A 15,163-nucleotide genomic window follows, 5' to 3' on the forward strand; every position below is an offset into this window, starting at 1 on the left:
CAGTTCTTCGCCAAGCCTTTTCCGTTAGCGGCAATTTGTGTTTTTGCCCGAGAAAGTTTGCTAAAGATTTTTTTGTCCCAAAAAAGCAAAAACACAAAAGCGGCTAACATGGGTTCGGCAAAAAACTGGCTGACAGGTTACAATTCAGCTTTTGTTTTGCTATTTTGCTTTAGTTTCGGCTGAAGGAACAGAAATTTAGCTGGTAAAAGAAGCATCAACAATTGAATATTAATTTAACTTTGGTTTGGGCAGAAGGAATTCTATTTCCAGTTCTTCGCCAAGCCTTTTCCGTTGGGCGATATGCAAAATCTCTAAATACCTAAGATGAAACTAATAACGCTTTTTTTATTGACATTTCTATTTAGCATCACTTTGTGCTTCAGCCAAAGTTATTCACTAAATGACTTTGAAGAATGCAAAATTCCTGAAATTAATAGCAAAGAATGGTTTGATTTTAATCATTCAACAGACAAGGAATTTGTTTTTTCATTAGAATTAGGCAAAATAAAAATTTCAAAATATAAATATGTTCCGTTTACAGAATACGAGATTCCTAGTGGGAATTTAATCGGCGTAAATATGGGTGAGTTTGGAGGTGGATTATATTACAGACAAAAAGACTCAACTAAATTATTTTTTGTTAATGGAAAAAATGGAAAGGATATTCAGCCAAAGTGGCGCGGTGGTCTAATGGTTCCAGAACGTAATCCAATTACTAAAGTCATTAAAGATTGTAAACTTCTTGAAAGTGGAAATGTCCAATTTGTTTTTAGATTTAACGATTCAATTTACTTTTTGGGCGGTTTAGCGCATATGGGTCTAAACTTTGGAAATCTTTACTCACTTAAGTATAATGCTGACTCTTTTTTTATTTCTAAATCCTTAAGTCTTCAAGATGCCCCTTCTGCTATGTGCATAGATGGAAATTTGATTTACATAGCATGCAGTAAAGGATTTTATGTAATTGATAAAAGCTTGAACATAAAGACAATTTTTGACAATTTATTTTGGTATGGGCTTTATCCAACTTCAGTTATAGTGCTAGATAAACAAAATGTTTTAGTTACGATAAGGGGCGGCTACGTAAAAATTAATCCAGAAACAAAAAAAATAGACCTTTACAAAGCCAAATAACACATCGCCCAACATTGGTTTGGCAAAAAACTGGCGGACGAATTAAACATCAACTTCGGTTTTGCTATTTTGCTTCAGTTTCGGCTGAAGGAACAAAATTTAGCTGGTAAAAGAAGCATCAACATTTGATTATAAATTTAACTTTGGTTTTGGGCTGAAGGATATTGAATTCCAGTTCTTCTTCAAGCCTTTTCCGTTAGGTGCCATACTCGAACGCATTCAACAAATGACTAAATGGATAATGAAATACACTTATTTTTAGGATCTGCTTGCATCACAAAAAAGTCTAAATCAAATTATCCAATTGGTGAAAGACATGCAATTTTATTTTATCTAAGACAACCAAAAGATTCTGATTACAACACGATTGAAGCTAAAAAAATTATTCGAGAGAGTGGACTAAATAAAATTGAATTTACTAAAGCTGGAAAGTTAGACTTCACAAAAGTCAATATAAAAAATAAAGAACATTATGATAACGCTATAAGACATGGATCAACAATAATCTTGTATACTGACCCTATTTGACTTATGGATTTACCTGTAATACGGCACCTAACATTGGTTTGGCAAAAAACTGGCGGACGAATTAAACTTCAGCTTTTATTTCGCTATTTTGCTTCTGTTTCGGCGGAAGGAACAACATTTAGCTGGTAAAAGAAGCTCTGGCCTTTGAATATTAATTTAACTTTGGTTTAAGCGAAAGGAACTTTAAATTCCAGTTCTTCGCCAAGCCCTTTCCGTTGTGTGCAACCCAAACGACACGACCAAAATGCAAACATTCACTAATATATTTAAGTCAAAAACGATAGTTTCTCATTTTTTATTAGTTCTTTTCATTTCTATTTTAACATGCTTTTTACTTTATATGATTATTCCACTGATTTATTGGATTTATTTTGGTGAAGGAGGCGACTCAGAGCGTATTCAAAGTTCACCAGTTAGTATATTCATTGCTAATTGGTTTGCTCTGATTGTAGTATTAAGTTTTATTCTTGTAAAACTTTTTATAAATATCACGACCTATAAATTGGCTCATGCAAAATCTTACTTACTGACCGGATTAATAGTTGTTCCAGTATATTTATTAAAAAATCAAATATTGAACTTTTTACTTTAGCAATCATAATAAATACAGGGCAGCACACAACATTGGTTTGGTAAAAAACTGGCTGACGGAATAAATATCAACTTTTGTTTTGCTATTTTGCTTCAGTTTCGGCAGAAGGAATAAAATTTACTGGTAAAAGAAGCATCAACATTTTGTTATAAATTTAACATTAGTTTTGGCGGACGAGTTCCAAATTCCAGTTCTTCGCCAAGCCTTGAACGTTAACCGCAATTTGTGTTTTCGCCCGAGAAAGTTTGCTAAAGATTTTTTTGTCCCAAAAAAGCAAAAACACAAAAAGCGGCTAACATGGGTTTGGCAAAAAAGTGGCTGACAGTTTACAATTCAGCTTTTATCTTGCTATTTTGCTTCAGTTTCGGCGGACGGAACAGAAATTTAGCTGGTAAAAGAAGCATCAGCTTTTGAATATTAATTTAACTTTGGTTTTGGCTGACGGGTTTCAAATATCAGTTCTTCGCCAAGCCTTTTCCGTTAGGCGTAAGCTTCGAACGACCGTAATCCTAAACATTTTGTGTAAATTTGAAAAAAGAATAAAAAATGAGAACTGCATTAGAAGTTGACTTAACCTTTGATCAAGTTCTTGCTTTGGTTAAACAACTACCCAAACAAGAAAAAATTATGTTGACCAAAGAGTTGGAAAAAGAAGGTATTGAAACTAAGTTATCAGAACTTTTAAGAACCTTTCGAACTACAGACCTAAGTTTAGACATTATAAACGAAGAAGTAGAAATTGTAAGAAAACAAATTTATGACAGCCAAAAACATTAGGGTTATTTTTGACACAAATGTTTGGATTAGTTTTCTCGTTGGCAAACGTTTATCTTCAATTAAAAAGTATATTGCAAGTTCACAAATCACTATAGTAACTACAGAACAACTTTTAAATGAAATAAAAGAAGTTACAGGCAGGGAACGGTTGAAAAAATACTTTCCGCAGGAAAGCGTAGTTGAATTACTGGAACTTTTAGAAACTATCGCAGAGTTGGTAGAGATAAAACCTACACATCTAATAAATCGCGATCCAAAAGATAATTTTTTATTGGACTTGATAGACTTTTCAAAAGCAGATTATTTAGTTACTGGTGACAAAGATCTTTTGGTTCATAACCCATTCAAATCAGCTACAATTTTAACACCTGCTAATTTTGAAAAAGAATTAAGCAAATAATAAAAAGCCTACGCCCAACATTGGTTTGGCAAAAAACTGGCCGACGGAAGTAATTGAACTTTTGGATTTCCTTTTATCTTTAGTTCTGGTTTCGGCTGACGGGTTTCAAATATCAGTTCTTCGCCAAGCCTTTTCCGTTCTGTGTAACTTAAGACCTGCAAAACGCTGACTGAACTGCTCGCCGAACTTTTACAGTTTTAAATTCGACTTTCAATTTCGCTGACTTTTTTACCATGCTGTTTTTAGCAGATTTATTTTGGCGGACTATTTCAGTGACTAATTTTACCTGATAAAAACAGCATTGCTTGCTGACTTATTTAAAATCAAAAAAAGCAAAGTTTATAAAAAAAATGTTGACGATTTTTGTGCAAATAAAACGTTCGACTTGGAAATTCCAAGTTTAATATTGCCGGCAAAGTTTGGTTTTGCGGACTAATTTGCAAAAATTCAAAGTCTGATTTGACGGTAAAAAATTAAGCTACACATAACATTGGTTTGGCAAAAAACTGGCTGACGGATTAAACATCAGCTTTTGTTTTTCTATTTTGCTTCAGTTTCAGCGGAAGGAACATAAATTTAGCTGATAAAAGAAGCATCAACATTTGAACATTAATTTAACTTTGGTTTTGGGCTGATGGATTTCAAATTCCGGTTCTTCGCCAACGTTATGTGCAAGTTTAAACGACAAATGAAAAGAGTTTTATATCTTTTAATTCTCCCACTTCTATTTGCCTGTTCCGACAACTCGATTGAAAAATGGCGGGGCAAATATGCTTATGTAGCTGATGAGGTAATAGATTTTACGCTTACAGTTAATAATGATAGAAATTGCCTTTATGAAGGTAAAGGAATTCAAACATTTTACAAAGTTGAATGCAAGCCAAGGATTGATCACGATTCTCTTAAAATATACTTCGTCAAAACATTGGAAGGTGCATTCTATCCAGAAAATTGGATGAATAAAGCATTGCCTATCATTACACTTTACTATAAAGACAATACTTTATACACTGATGAAGGTCAACTCAACAAGGAAATAAAAGGGGGTCAGATTCTGTTTAAGAGAAAATAAAAACCTACGCCAACATTGGTTTGGCAAAAAACTGGCGGACAAATTAAAACATCGACTTTTATTTTGCTATTTTGCTTCAGCTCCAGCTGAAGGAACATAAATTTAGCTGGTAAAAGAAGCATCAACATTTAAACATTAATTTAGCTTTGGTTTCAGCGGAAGTTTTTCAAATGCCAGTTCTTCACCAAACCTTTTCCGTTGGGCGTCATGCGGTTCGATACTTTAAATCACCTGAACTAACAATACAGAAGAATATTTACAAAAATGAAACACCTACTTATTTCACTTTTAGCTGTTTTATTGATGATATTATTTGCTTTCGCATGTAATAACACATCAGAAATAGACAGCAAGAAAACAGAACTTATACAAAAAGAAAAGGAACTACTGAAAAGAGAGAACGAACTATTACAAAAAGAAAAGGAACTTGACAAACCTTTATTAAAGCAGACACACCAACCTGCAACGATTACAGAAAGTCAAAATAACAACAAGAAAGTTGATAATCTTGACTATTTGAAAAAGCTAAATGGAAAATATCCTTATGAAGTAAAGCTCTTTAATAATTCAGCCTTAACCCGAAGGCTCAAAAGTTTATTAGGTAGCAGATATAAGTTTTTTAAAGACACTTGGGTTGTAGAGACCCCGATTAAAATCAGTAACAACAACTTTATTGCATCAGGTTGTCAACAACATAATTGCGGTAATACAAACTTCATTATTGTCGTTGATTTTTTAAAAGACATAGTATATGCGGGTATAAGAGAAGAGGGAACCGTAAAAGTTTATTCTGAAGACGAAAGTAATAATGCGGAAATAAATAGATGGGCGAATGATAATTAATCGTACTGAAAATAGCACGAATGCACAACATTGTGTTTATAAAATTGTGGCGGGACATTAAGCATTCAACTATAAATCATTATTTTGCTTTAGTGGTTAATTGAAACTAACGTTTTTCAAATGCCACAACTTCAAAAACACTTTTCTGTTACCGGTCATTGTAGTAAACAAGCCCGTTAATCCTAATTGCCTGCCAATTCAAATACTCAATTTGTAAATCAGATTGGTAAGACAGAGGCATTTACTCTTCCAAAATTTTCTAAAAATATGATTTTTTATTGTTTGTCAATAAAAATTTATTTATATTGCTTGAGTAATTTCAAAATTCTAAAATTATTATGAAAAGAATTTCAATCATATTTCTTCAGGCAGTCATCGTGCTTATTGGCATTGTGGCACTTGCCATTTTGATCCGGCTTCCCTTAACCGAGGGAAGAGCCGCAAACTTAGACTTGTTCAGCATTTACGCTGATCCGTTCATCTTATATGGATATGCAGCATCAATTTCTTTTTTTGTTGCCCTGTACAAGGCGTTCAAATTACTTGGATATATCGGACAAAATAAAGTATTCTCATCAAACTCGGTTAGGACTTTAAAGAGTATAAAGTATTGTGCAATTGCATTAAGTATTTTAATTGTGACGGCAGGACTATACATAAGGCTGTTCCATAATAAAGAGGACGACCCTGCGGGTTTTCTTGCCATTTGTACCGTGACTACTTTTGTTTCTATCGTAGTTGCAACTGCTGCGGCAATATTTGAAAAAATATTGCAAAATGCCATAGATATGAAATCTGAAAATGACTTAACAATTTAAGCTATGCCAATTATTGTAAACTTAGACGTGATGATGGCAAAGCGAAAAATTTCGCTGAATGAACTTTCTGAAAGAGTTGATTTGACTTTATCTAACCTTTCTATCTTAAAGACGGGGAAGGCGAAAGCAATTCGTTTTAGCACTTTAAACGCAATTTGTAAAGCATTAGACTGCCAAACAGGTGACATTTTGGAATATGTAAATGACGAAAAAAGAACAACAAACCGCTAACCTTGGTTTGGCAAAAAACTGGCTGACGATTTAAACATCTACTTTTATTTCTGCTATTTTGCTTCAGTTCCAGTGGAAGGAATAAAATTTAGCCGGTAAAAGAAGCATCAACAATTAAACAATAATTTAACTTTGGTTTTGGGCGGAAGAATTTCAATTTCCAGTCCTTCGCCAAGCCGCCAACGTTAGCTATCAGGCTAACGAGACATCGTACATGACTTCAAGGATCAAAAAGCACAAAAAATTTAATTCCCATAACTCTGTTTATGGATAGTTTATGAGATTTTTTTAGTGAAATATGAATACAATGGTAATTTATACGACCGAAATTTTTCAAAGACTAATATCTTGGCTTTCATTACAGTATCCATTAATCCACACGACTAAACAACAAACCGGGAAAGAAGCACTGGACAATAACATAGTATTATGCTTCTATGAAGCATTTGTACAAAATTCAACAGATGTACTTCTATGGGGCTTTTGTGCTAAAAATCGCCATTTAGGCAATATCCTACCGTTGGGCACCATTTTACGAACGACAGTGCAAACAGCAACAAACAGACAGAATTATGAGTAACAATTTACTAAACAACAGAAAAGTAGCCATTATCGGTGCGGGGCCGGTTGGACTAACAATGGCAAGATTATTACAGCAAAACAACATAGACCTAACTGTTTACGAAAGAGACACAGACCCGCAGGCAAGAATTTGGGGCGGGACACTTGACCTTCATAAAAGTTCAGGACAAGAAGCGATGAAAAAGGCAGGGTTATTACAAACTTATTATGACTTGGCTTTACCTATGGGAATAAATTTTGCTGACGAACAAGGTAACATTTTGTCCACCAGAACGCCTACGCCTGAAAATCAGTATGACAATCCAGAGATAAACAGAAACGCTTTAAGAAAAATGTTGCTTGACAGTTTAAAAAGCGGTACAGTAGTTTGGGACAGAAAATTTATAGGGCTTGAAGAACAAAACGGAAAATGGTTTTTGCATTTTGAAAATAACCTGAGTGCTACCGCAGATCTTGTTATCGTAGCAAATGGCGGAATGTCCAAAGCAAGAAACTTTGTTACAGACAGAGAAGTGGAAGACACAGGCACTTTTATTATACAAGGCGACATTTATCAACCCGAAATAAACTGTTCTGAATTTTATCGGTTATGCAACGGTAACAGACTAATGACCGCACATCGAGGCAATTTATTAGTTGCAAACCCTTACAACAATGGAGCATTAACCTACGGCATAATTTTCAGAAAACCCGAAGAATGGATTAATGATAATGGATTAGACTTTCAAAATACCAACAGCGTTATTGAGTTCCTTTTAAACAGGCTTTCAAAATGGAATGAACAATACAAACAATTAATTCGTTCAACATCATTTTTTGTTGGCCTGCCAACAAGAAAATTGCCCTTGGACAAACCTTGGAAGAGCAATCGCCCATTGCCAATAACGCTAATTGGAGATACAGCCCATTTAATGCCGCCTTTTGCAGGACAGGGTGTAAACATCGGACTAATAGATGCTTTGATTTTGTCTGACAATCTTACGAACGGAGAATTTGAAACCCTGCAAAGTGCTATTGATGATTATGAACAAAAAATGTTTGTTTATGCAACAGACGCTCAACTTGAAACAAGTGAGAATGAGATAGAAATGCGTAACCCCAATTTTTCGTTTCAAAAACTTATCAATCCAGAGCTCTAACAGAAAAAACGGCAGGCAACAAACGGTTTAGTGGCAGTTGGCGGGCAAGAATATATTTCCGACTTTTGTGTTACTGTCAGCTTTAGTTCTTATCGTCAGCTAAATAAAACCAACCTTTAACTTAACATAAAGCAAACCTAACTTTTTTCAATTTTATTTGTAGGTGGTAAAACAGCTACATCACGTTCTATTTCTGTTTGTTGTACATGTACTGCAAAATCCGCGGGTTCAATTTTAACGCCTTTAAATTCAGCATAAACTTGTGTAAACTCGGCACCGAAATATAAAATAGCAGCAGTGTAATACACCCAAACCAATATTACGATAAGCGAACCTGCTGCACCGTAAGTAGAACCTGTTCCGGTAGTGGTAATGTAAAGGCCAATTGCAAAACGGCCAATCATAAATAAAACAGCAGTAAACAAAGCACCGGAACGTACATCTTTCCAACGAATTTTAACATCAGGCAAAACTTTAAATATTACACCGAAAAGAACGCTAATAACAATAAAACTGACAGCCACGTTAAGAATATTAACAAATATTACGGTTATATCAGGAAGAAACCTTTTTAATATATCACTTAAAGCCAATACCATTCCGTTAATTACCAGCGAAACGATCAGTAAAAAACCCAAGGCTACAATTAACGAAGAAGACAGCAAACGATCTTGAACCAGCTTTAACCAGCCACGTTTTGGTTTGGCTTTTACCTTCCAGATCATGTTAATGGAATCTTGAATTTCGCTAAAAACACTTGTTGCACCCAACAGCAATGTAATACCGCCAATAATTACTGCACTTGTTGTTTTACCAGACAGGCTCACACTTTTAATCATGTCCTGGATTTGTTTGGCTGCCTGGTTGCCAACCAAACCATTTATTTCCTCAAAAACCTTGTTATTAATGGCATCGTTACCAAAAAATGCACCAGCGAGAGAAATCATCAGCAACAGTAACGGTGCTAAAGAAAATACGGTGTAATAAGCAAGCGAAGCACTTAGTTTTAAAGCTTTATCATCCAAAAAACCATTAAATGCGCCCTTTAGCAACGTGAAGCCGTTTTTAAATGCTTCTTTTGTGAAGTATTTTTTCATTGATAAACCTGTTAACCCTATTAACTTATAATAACCAGATTAAACCTCCGGCACTAATATTTTATTCTGATAACTACAAGCTGCTGCATATTGTTTACTCAAATTCTAATAAAGTATTAACTTTAAACGCAAAGGCAATACTGTTTTTACCAGGTAAAAATGTGTATAAAAGCAGTATTGCCAGCGGAATTTTAAATGATGGTAAAGTTGATATAGATTTTATGATGATAAAAAAAGCATTTTGCCTGTTGTTGTTTTTAGTATTTTTTGGCTTTGCCGAAGCAGCAGAAATACACCTGGACCAGTTTATCCTGAAAGAAAACCCTTTTGCAAAAGATGAAATAGCGGTGGTTGCCTGTGATTCAGCAGGAAACGTTCTGGAAAACATTAACGGCCTTTTCAATTTTACCGTTAACGGTTTCCGGGAAGAACTACGGTTTGAAAACGGAACAGCATTTTATCACCATAAATTAGAAAAATCAAGCTTTTTATATTTAAAACACCAGGACGATTTTGGTTCTCATGGCCGCTTGTTTTATATTTACAAACATGATTCTAAGCTCGACCCTTACAAAATTAGCTGGAAATTATTGGTAGCTATACCTATTATCCTGATTTTATTAGGCTATATGTTTAAGCGGTTCATCATTATTGCCTTTGTTATTTTTTGCTTGTTCAGCTACTTTAATTACCACGGCGGGTTAAGTTTGGGAACTTTTTTTGAAACCATTTTTGATGGCCTGAAACATCTTTTTTAGAACGGCATCCCGATCCCGAAATTTAACTGCATAAAGCTGTACTTTTCGCCGTTGTTCTGGTAATAATCATTTTTAAACGGGCCGGAATAAAACAACTCGCCTAAATGGTTAACTAAAACCCATTGGTTGCTTCCGCTAAATTGCGGGTCTTTAAATTTTAGTCCAGCATCCAAACGAAAAACAAAGAACCCTAAATCAAGCCGGATACCTGTACCAACGCCAATAGCGGTTGTTTTTGGCAAAGTTGCCAGGGTAAACTGTCCGCCAGGGTTTTCCAATGGCTGGTCTTTTAACCGCCACACGTTTCCAATATCGCTAAAAACAGCTCCTTTTAATTTAGAGCCAAAAAAGTCGTCGGCAATTTTATAACGATATTCTGTATTGATAACAATTTTGATTTCCCCGAACTGGTCCAGGTACTTAAAACGGGCACGCTGTGTATTATCTGCATAAAAAGTAGCGCGGTTAAAGCTGCCGGGGCCAAGTGTGCGTGGTAACCAGGCACGCATATCATTAGCGCCGCCAACATAAAAATTTTTCTCAAAAACCAACTGGTTGCTGTTGCCGTAAGGAACGCCAATGCCAGGGTTGACCCTTAAAATAAACTGCTTTTCTCCGCCCAAACTTTTGTAAAAGCGCAGATCGGCCTCACCTTTCATATATTGCGAAAAAGCCTGGCCTAAAATAGTACGCTGCCCTAACGAATCTTTTTTAGCACCCGTTAATCTGCTTACCAAAGCAAGCGTATTTCCGCCTACATCTACACTTCCCCTAAAAAAAACAAAGTTTTGGTAACTGGTTAACAAACTGTAATTGCGGGAGTAGGTGTATTGGCTGCCGGCTGTAAAAATAGTACGGCCGATGAGATAAATATAGGAGTACCGGTTTTGTGCAAGCAAATCCTGCTGCGCTTGCGGATTAATTTTTCCGGAAGAAAACTCAATGTTTATCGGTGTAAAAGAATGCAGCCTGCGGTTATTTTCTGCCCAATCATACGTAATGGAATTGATGATGCTTTTACGTGCAACCAAGCCTTCCTGATAAAAATACGAGTAATTGGAAGCAAAAGTAGTATGAGGGATGCCGTAGCGGCCCAAGGTAGGTATACCGAAAGGAGAAATAATACCGGGATAAATAAGATTTGCACCGACACGGAAATCCTGGTTCTGGATGCCGTTTGATATTGCTGCCTGCTCCTGCGCGTTATCATATAAAATGCTGTAATTAAATTTAACCTGTAAAATTTCGGCACCGCCAAACACATTACGGTTAGTGTAAGTGTTAGCAAGATTGAACCCATACCGGCCGTTATTGAAAATAAACTCACCTTCTACCCGGTTAGACATTTTTTTTAGCGGGATCAATTCAATCTGCGTGTTTAATCGATTGGTGCTGTCAGGCGTTTTTTCGTAAGTTGGGCTGGGCACATTCCTGAAAACATTTAATTCTGATAAACGCGTAGTAGTTAAGGTTTGGTTATCAATATTATATATCTGTCCTTTTTTCTGAAAAATATAATTGGTAATGGTTTTAGGCTTAAACTTGCCCGAAAAATCTACAAATCGAAATTGCGAATCTAAATGCAAAGTATCAGCTTTACCTCGTTCTCGGCCGGTACTTCTGGCAACAGCAATCAGCGTATTATTTATTTTATATTGAATGTGTTCTTTTTTATTTGCAGGATTATCTACCACTAACTGCACATCTACCAAACCTTTTGCTAAAGCCGTATCAACAGAAAAACTGACGTATTGCCTGTAAAAATCAAAATAGCCATTGCGTTTCATCAACAGGTAAAACTGTTCACGGTCGTAAGCCAAACTGTCTTCATCATAACGCCTTGTTGCTTTTATATGTGTAAGCAGGTTTTTATTGGAGTGATACAAATTGGCAAGTTTCGGGTCGGCAATACTGTCGCGGTATTTTCTTACCTTAAACATAGTACCAGGCGTAACGGTAAAAATAAGTTCGGCTTTTTTATTTTTTACTTTAATTTCATCAGCAACCTTAGCATTTAAAAACCCTTTGTTCTGTATAAATTTCTGGATTTGCAACCTCGAAAACTCAACCAGGTCACTATCTAAAATAGAAGGCGGCTCGCCTATTGCTTTTTTTCCATTCCTGCTAAAAAGGTAATAAAACTGTAGGTTTACCGCGCTATTTGGCTGCTGCTGCTTATCTACATAATTTTTGGCCGGTTCGGCAAACTCTTCGCTAATGCCTTTTACCGTTATTTTGCGCACCAATGCCTGGTTATCTTTTAAACGCCTGGTTAAGCTACAGCCCGAAACCATAATCAAGCTTAAAATACTTAAAATTGTAAAAGAATATAGTTTAGCGTACACGTATGGTTTCAAAATCTCAGATCTCTTTTTTAAAATCACTACAACAAAAAAAACACAGAAAAGAACATGGTTTATTTCTGGTTGAAGGGCTGAAATCTGTTACTGATTTTTTGCAATCAGATTTTTATACGATAAAAACAGTATATCATACACCACTTTCGGAACCAAAAATGCTGAAAGTTTCGGGTAATATAAAGTTTCAGGAAGTTTCTGCTGCCGAACTGGAAAAAATCAGCAGTTTAAACACGCCGCAGGAAGTAATTGCTGTGGTTGAAGTTCCGGGACTTCCCGAATTAAAAACACAACAATTGGCCGGAAAATTTACGCTGCTGCTGGATGGTGTGCAAGACCCTGGAAATTTAGGGACGATCATCCGTACGGCAGACTGGTTTGGTATCTCTAACATTATTTGTTCTGAAGATACGGTTGATGTTTATAACCCGAAAGTGGTACAGGCAACGATGGGTTCGCTTTCGCGGATTGCTGTTCATTACACCAACATGCTTCTTTTACTGGCAAAAAATACTTTACCTGTTTTTGGTGCGATGTTAAATGGTGAAAATATTTATCAAACTGATTTTGGAACAGAAGGACTAATCGTTTTAGGCAACGAAGGAAAGGGCATCCGGCCAGAAATACAGCAACTGGTCCAAAAAAATATTACAATACCGCAATCAGGAAAGGCAGAATCTTTAAACGTTGCCATTGCTGCCGCTATTTTCTGTAACGAAATTAGCAGAAACAGGTTAAAATAAAGGTTGACCGGCAATATAATTTTACTATTTTTGCAGGCTGAAAATAAGGTCGGGTGGCCGAGTGGCTAGGCAGAGGTCTGCAAAACCTTTTACAGCGGTTCGAATCCGCTCCCGACCTCAGAAGGAAAATATTAAAAACAAAGATCATGGGTGTTACGCGTTTAAAAAGAAAAGATAGAAAAAATAAAACTACCTCCCGTTTGGAAGTACAGCATTTAAAATTAGCTACTAACCTGGAACTTGGTTCCCGTTCTGTAGAACCTAAAAAAAGCCAGTTGGTTAAAAATAACGAAGCTATCCGTGTTGCTTTAGGTAAATAAGCTTCTTTTACCGGTCAATCTGTATGAATCCTGTTTGCTTTTTTGCAAACAGGATTTTTTTAGTGCTTTCACTTAAAGTAAGTTGAACTTTTAAGCTTAAATCTTAATATAAACTAATTAGATTTTACTTTTTTATACAAAGAGCTAACAGAGATATAAATTACACAGAAACCACCATAAATAGTATACATTTTTTCACTTTCAATACTGTTGTTGTTTAATAAATTAAATGTTGTATAAATCAACTTTAATCCTCCTATAATTGAAGATGAAGAAAAGAAAACGCTACCTAATTGGAGAAGATCAATTTCTCTTGTTCGTTTATTAGCAACAAGTATTATTACGTAAATTATTGTAATAATAACACCAAAAATGACTATTGCAGATGTTTTAAATAAGAACTCCACAATTAATGTCTGTACCTTCTTGAATTAATGCTCTTTGTACCACCTCTTTTTTTGTTTCTAATACTATAAGCCGAATATCCAGTAACAGCTCCTCCGATTATTCCTCCAACTAAGCTTCCAACTATTCCAAAACTCGAACCTAATAAAGCACCGCCAGTAGTTCCTGACAAAGTGTTAGATATAACATTTAAGTTATTATCTTCTTCTTTTGTAATTGCCATACAATTAATGTTTATCAAATATACTACTTAAACCTTTATAAACTTGAGAAAGGTTTATATAATATACCAACGTTTAAAGCAAACTTTGATTAATCCTTTTAATTAACCCCGGTCCTTCATAAATAAAACCCGTGTACAATTGAACCAACGATGCACCAGCTTCCAGTTTTTCTAACGCATCTTTTGAAGAATGGATTCCGCCAACACCAATAATCGGGAAAGCTTTTCCTGATTTTTCTGATAAATAACGGATCACTTCTGTTGATCGTTTGGTTAATGGTTTACCGCTTAATCCGCCAATTTCATTTTTATTTTTTGCTGAAATTAAGCCTTCGCGGCTAATTGTTGTGTTGGTTGCAATTACGCCGGCAATACCACTTTCTTTTACAATTTCGATAATATCGTTTAATTGTTCATTCGTTAAATCTGGCGCAATTTTAAGCAGTATTGGCCGGGAACTATCATTCTTCTGGTTTCGCTGCTGCAAGGTTTGCAATAGTTCTTTTAGCGGTCCTTTTTCCTGCAAAGCACGTAAACCAGGTGTGTTGGGCGAACTTACATTCACCACAAAATAATCTACTACATCAAATAAACGGTCAAAGCATTTGATGTAATCGCTTACAGCATCTTCATTAGGCGTGTTTTTATTTTTGCCGATGTTGCCACCGATAATTAGGTGCGAGGTGAGAGGTGAGAGGTGAGAGGTGCGAAGTGCGTGCTGCCTGTATCTTCTAATTCTTTCTGCTACTACATCAACCCCTAAATTATTAAAACCCATGCGGTTAATTAGCGCTTCATCTTCTTTTAACCGGAACATTCTTGGTTTCGGATTGCCTGGTTGCGGTAAAGGCGTTACCGTTCCAACTTCTACGAAACCAAAACCAAGATTGGCCATTTCGCCCATCAGTTCTCCGTTCTTATCGAAACCTGCCGCCAGTCCAACCGGATTTTTAAATTTCAGCCCAAAAACTTCTCTTGCTAATATTGGGTTTTCTATGGTAAAAACAGCACGGCTTATTTTTGAACCAATCTGAAAACGGTTAAACCGTTTTAAACTTTTAGTTACGAAATGATGTATTTTTTCGGGATCGAATTGAAAGAAAAGCGGACGGACAAGTTTGTACATATTTTGAAATTGGAATCA

At 35.7% G+C, this 15,163-nt stretch carries 17 protein-coding genes and 1 tRNA gene; 14 read left to right on the plus strand and 4 right to left on the minus strand.

Translation table 11 applies throughout. The features are described 5' to 3' along the window. The 10 genes from GO621_RS19115 to GO621_RS14160 form a co-directional block, all read left to right on the plus strand. Positions 1–183, plus strand: a 183-nt coding sequence (locus tag GO621_RS19115; protein ID WP_232335664.1) for a hypothetical protein, incomplete at its 5' end; no start/stop codon positions are given. Between the two features lie 141 nt (positions 184–324). Then, positions 325–1,134, plus strand: a complete 810-nt coding sequence (locus GO621_RS14120; RefSeq protein ID WP_157568148.1) for a hypothetical protein — start codon at positions 325–327, stop codon at positions 1,132–1,134. A gap of 234 nt (positions 1,135–1,368) precedes the next feature. Beyond that, positions 1,369–1,662, plus strand: coding sequence for a hypothetical protein (locus tag GO621_RS14125; RefSeq protein WP_157568150.1), 294 nt, complete (start codon positions 1,369–1,371; stop codon positions 1,660–1,662). Positions 1,663–2,800: 1,138 nt separating this feature from the next. Beyond that, positions 2,801–3,031 (plus strand): type II toxin-antitoxin system VapB15 family antitoxin, encoded by a 231-nt coding sequence (vap15, locus tag GO621_RS14130; protein WP_157568152.1) that lies wholly within the window; start codon positions 2,801–2,803, stop codon positions 3,029–3,031. After that, positions 3,012–3,431, plus strand: a complete 420-nt coding sequence (locus GO621_RS14135) for a putative toxin-antitoxin system toxin component, PIN family (RefSeq protein ID WP_157568154.1) — start codon at positions 3,012–3,014, stop codon at positions 3,429–3,431. The genes vap15 and GO621_RS14135 overlap by 20 nt, the downstream gene beginning before the upstream one ends. Positions 3,432–4,119: 688 nt before the next feature. Beyond that, positions 4,120–4,503 carry a DUF5991 domain-containing protein gene (locus GO621_RS14140; protein ID WP_157568156.1) on the plus strand — a complete coding sequence of 128 codons (384 nt, stop codon included), beginning with the start codon at positions 4,120–4,122 and terminating at the stop codon, positions 4,501–4,503. A 264-nt stretch (positions 4,504–4,767) separates the two neighbouring features. Next, positions 4,768–5,346 (plus strand): hypothetical protein, encoded by a 579-nt coding sequence (locus tag GO621_RS14145; protein WP_157568158.1) that lies wholly within the window; start codon positions 4,768–4,770, stop codon positions 5,344–5,346. A 338-nt stretch (positions 5,347–5,684) separates the two neighbouring features. After that, on the plus strand, positions 5,685–6,164 hold the full coding sequence (locus tag GO621_RS14150; RefSeq protein ID WP_157568160.1) for a DUF2975 domain-containing protein: 480 nt from the start codon (positions 5,685–5,687) through the stop codon (positions 6,162–6,164). A gap of 3 nt (positions 6,165–6,167) precedes the next feature. Continuing rightward, complete coding sequence (locus GO621_RS14155; RefSeq protein ID WP_157568162.1) at positions 6,168–6,395, plus strand: helix-turn-helix domain-containing protein; 228 nt, start codon at positions 6,168–6,170, stop codon at positions 6,393–6,395. Between the two features lie 572 nt (positions 6,396–6,967). Further along, positions 6,968–8,116, plus strand: coding sequence for an FAD-dependent oxidoreductase (locus GO621_RS14160; protein ID WP_157568164.1), 1,149 nt, complete (start codon positions 6,968–6,970; stop codon positions 8,114–8,116). A gap of 137 nt (positions 8,117–8,253) precedes the next feature. On the opposite strand, the gene GO621_RS14165 is transcribed toward GO621_RS14160, so the two are convergent. Next, complete coding sequence (locus GO621_RS14165) at positions 8,254–9,213, minus strand: YihY/virulence factor BrkB family protein (protein ID WP_157568166.1); 960 nt, start codon at positions 9,211–9,213, stop codon at positions 8,254–8,256. On the opposite strand from GO621_RS14165, the gene GO621_RS14170 reads away from it, so the two are divergent. Then, a complete protein-coding gene (locus GO621_RS14170) occupies positions 9,213–9,971 on the plus strand; it encodes a hypothetical protein (RefSeq protein WP_157568168.1) in 759 nt (252 codons plus the stop codon). The two genes, GO621_RS14165 and GO621_RS14170, sit on opposite strands and share 1 nt — an antisense overlap. Here the strand turns inward: GO621_RS14170 and tamL are convergent. Further along, positions 9,968–12,328, minus strand: a complete 2,361-nt coding sequence (tamL, locus tag GO621_RS14175) for a translocation and assembly module lipoprotein TamL (RefSeq protein ID WP_157568170.1) — start codon at positions 12,326–12,328, stop codon at positions 9,968–9,970. The genes GO621_RS14170 and tamL overlap by 4 nt on opposite strands. Here tamL and GO621_RS14180 point away from each other — a divergent pair. The 3 genes from GO621_RS14180 (at position 12,319) to GO621_RS14190 (ending at position 13,391) form a co-directional block, all read left to right on the plus strand. Beyond that, the gene (locus GO621_RS14180) at positions 12,319–13,071 is read left to right on the plus strand and encodes a TrmH family RNA methyltransferase (RefSeq protein ID WP_157568172.1); all 753 of its coding nucleotides are present in this window, start codon (positions 12,319–12,321) and stop codon (positions 13,069–13,071) included. The genes tamL and GO621_RS14180 overlap by 10 nt on opposite strands. Positions 13,072–13,118: 47 nt before the next feature. Further along, positions 13,119–13,189: transfer RNA gene (locus GO621_RS14185), tRNA-Cys, on the plus strand. A 28-nt stretch (positions 13,190–13,217) separates the two neighbouring features. Next, positions 13,218–13,391 (plus strand): spore protein, encoded by a 174-nt coding sequence (locus tag GO621_RS14190; RefSeq protein WP_157568174.1) that lies wholly within the window; start codon positions 13,218–13,220, stop codon positions 13,389–13,391. Positions 13,392–13,800: 409 nt separating this feature from the next. On the opposite strand, the gene GO621_RS14195 is transcribed toward GO621_RS14190, so the two are convergent. Both GO621_RS14195 and GO621_RS14200 read right to left on the minus strand, forming a co-directional pair. Then, positions 13,801–14,019 carry a hypothetical protein gene (locus GO621_RS14195; protein WP_157568176.1) on the minus strand — a complete coding sequence of 73 codons (219 nt, stop codon included), beginning with the start codon at positions 14,017–14,019 and terminating at the stop codon, positions 13,801–13,803. Positions 14,020–14,092: 73 nt separating this feature from the next. Further along, positions 14,093–15,145 carry a quinone-dependent dihydroorotate dehydrogenase gene (locus GO621_RS14200; RefSeq protein ID WP_157568178.1) on the minus strand — a complete coding sequence of 351 codons (1,053 nt, stop codon included), beginning with the start codon at positions 15,143–15,145 and terminating at the stop codon, positions 14,093–14,095. Positions 15,146–15,163 lie beyond the last annotated feature (18 nt).

Source organism: Mucilaginibacter arboris, assembly GCF_009754915.1.
Lineage (GTDB): Bacteria > Bacteroidota > Bacteroidia > Sphingobacteriales > Sphingobacteriaceae > Mucilaginibacter_A > Mucilaginibacter_A arboris.

Bases quoted from the DNA above. Each gene is read 5' to 3' on its own strand.
- GO621_RS14180 (WP_157568172.1), top strand. From the start codon at position 12,319: ATGGTTTCAAAATCTCAGATCTCTTTTTTAAAATCACTACAACAAAAA.
- GO621_RS14150 (WP_157568160.1), top strand. From the start codon at position 5,685: ATGAAAAGAATTTCAATCATATTTCTTCAGGCAGTCATCGTGCTTATT.
- vap15 (WP_157568152.1), top strand. From the start codon at position 2,801: ATGAGAACTGCATTAGAAGTTGACTTAACCTTTGATCAAGTTCTTGCT.
- GO621_RS14140 (WP_157568156.1), top strand. From the start codon at position 4,120: ATGAAAAGAGTTTTATATCTTTTAATTCTCCCACTTCTATTTGCCTGT.
- GO621_RS14135 (WP_157568154.1), top strand. From the start codon at position 3,012: ATGACAGCCAAAAACATTAGGGTTATTTTTGACACAAATGTTTGGATT.
- GO621_RS14160 (WP_157568164.1), top strand. From the start codon at position 6,968: ATGAGTAACAATTTACTAAACAACAGAAAAGTAGCCATTATCGGTGCG.
- GO621_RS14125 (WP_157568150.1), top strand. From the start codon at position 1,369: ATGGATAATGAAATACACTTATTTTTAGGATCTGCTTGCATCACAAAA.
- GO621_RS14200 (WP_157568178.1), bottom strand. From the start codon at position 15,145: ATGTACAAACTTGTCCGTCCGCTTTTCTTTCAATTCGATCCCGAAAAA.
- GO621_RS14190 (WP_157568174.1), top strand. From the start codon at position 13,218: ATGGGTGTTACGCGTTTAAAAAGAAAAGATAGAAAAAATAAAACTACC.
- GO621_RS14120 (WP_157568148.1), top strand. From the start codon at position 325: ATGAAACTAATAACGCTTTTTTTATTGACATTTCTATTTAGCATCACT.
- GO621_RS14155 (WP_157568162.1), top strand. From the start codon at position 6,168: ATGCCAATTATTGTAAACTTAGACGTGATGATGGCAAAGCGAAAAATT.
- GO621_RS14145 (WP_157568158.1), top strand. From the start codon at position 4,768: ATGAAACACCTACTTATTTCACTTTTAGCTGTTTTATTGATGATATTA.
- GO621_RS14195 (WP_157568176.1), bottom strand. From the start codon at position 14,019: ATGGCAATTACAAAAGAAGAAGATAATAACTTAAATGTTATATCTAAC.
- GO621_RS14165 (WP_157568166.1), bottom strand. From the start codon at position 9,213: ATGAAAAAATACTTCACAAAAGAAGCATTTAAAAACGGCTTCACGTTG.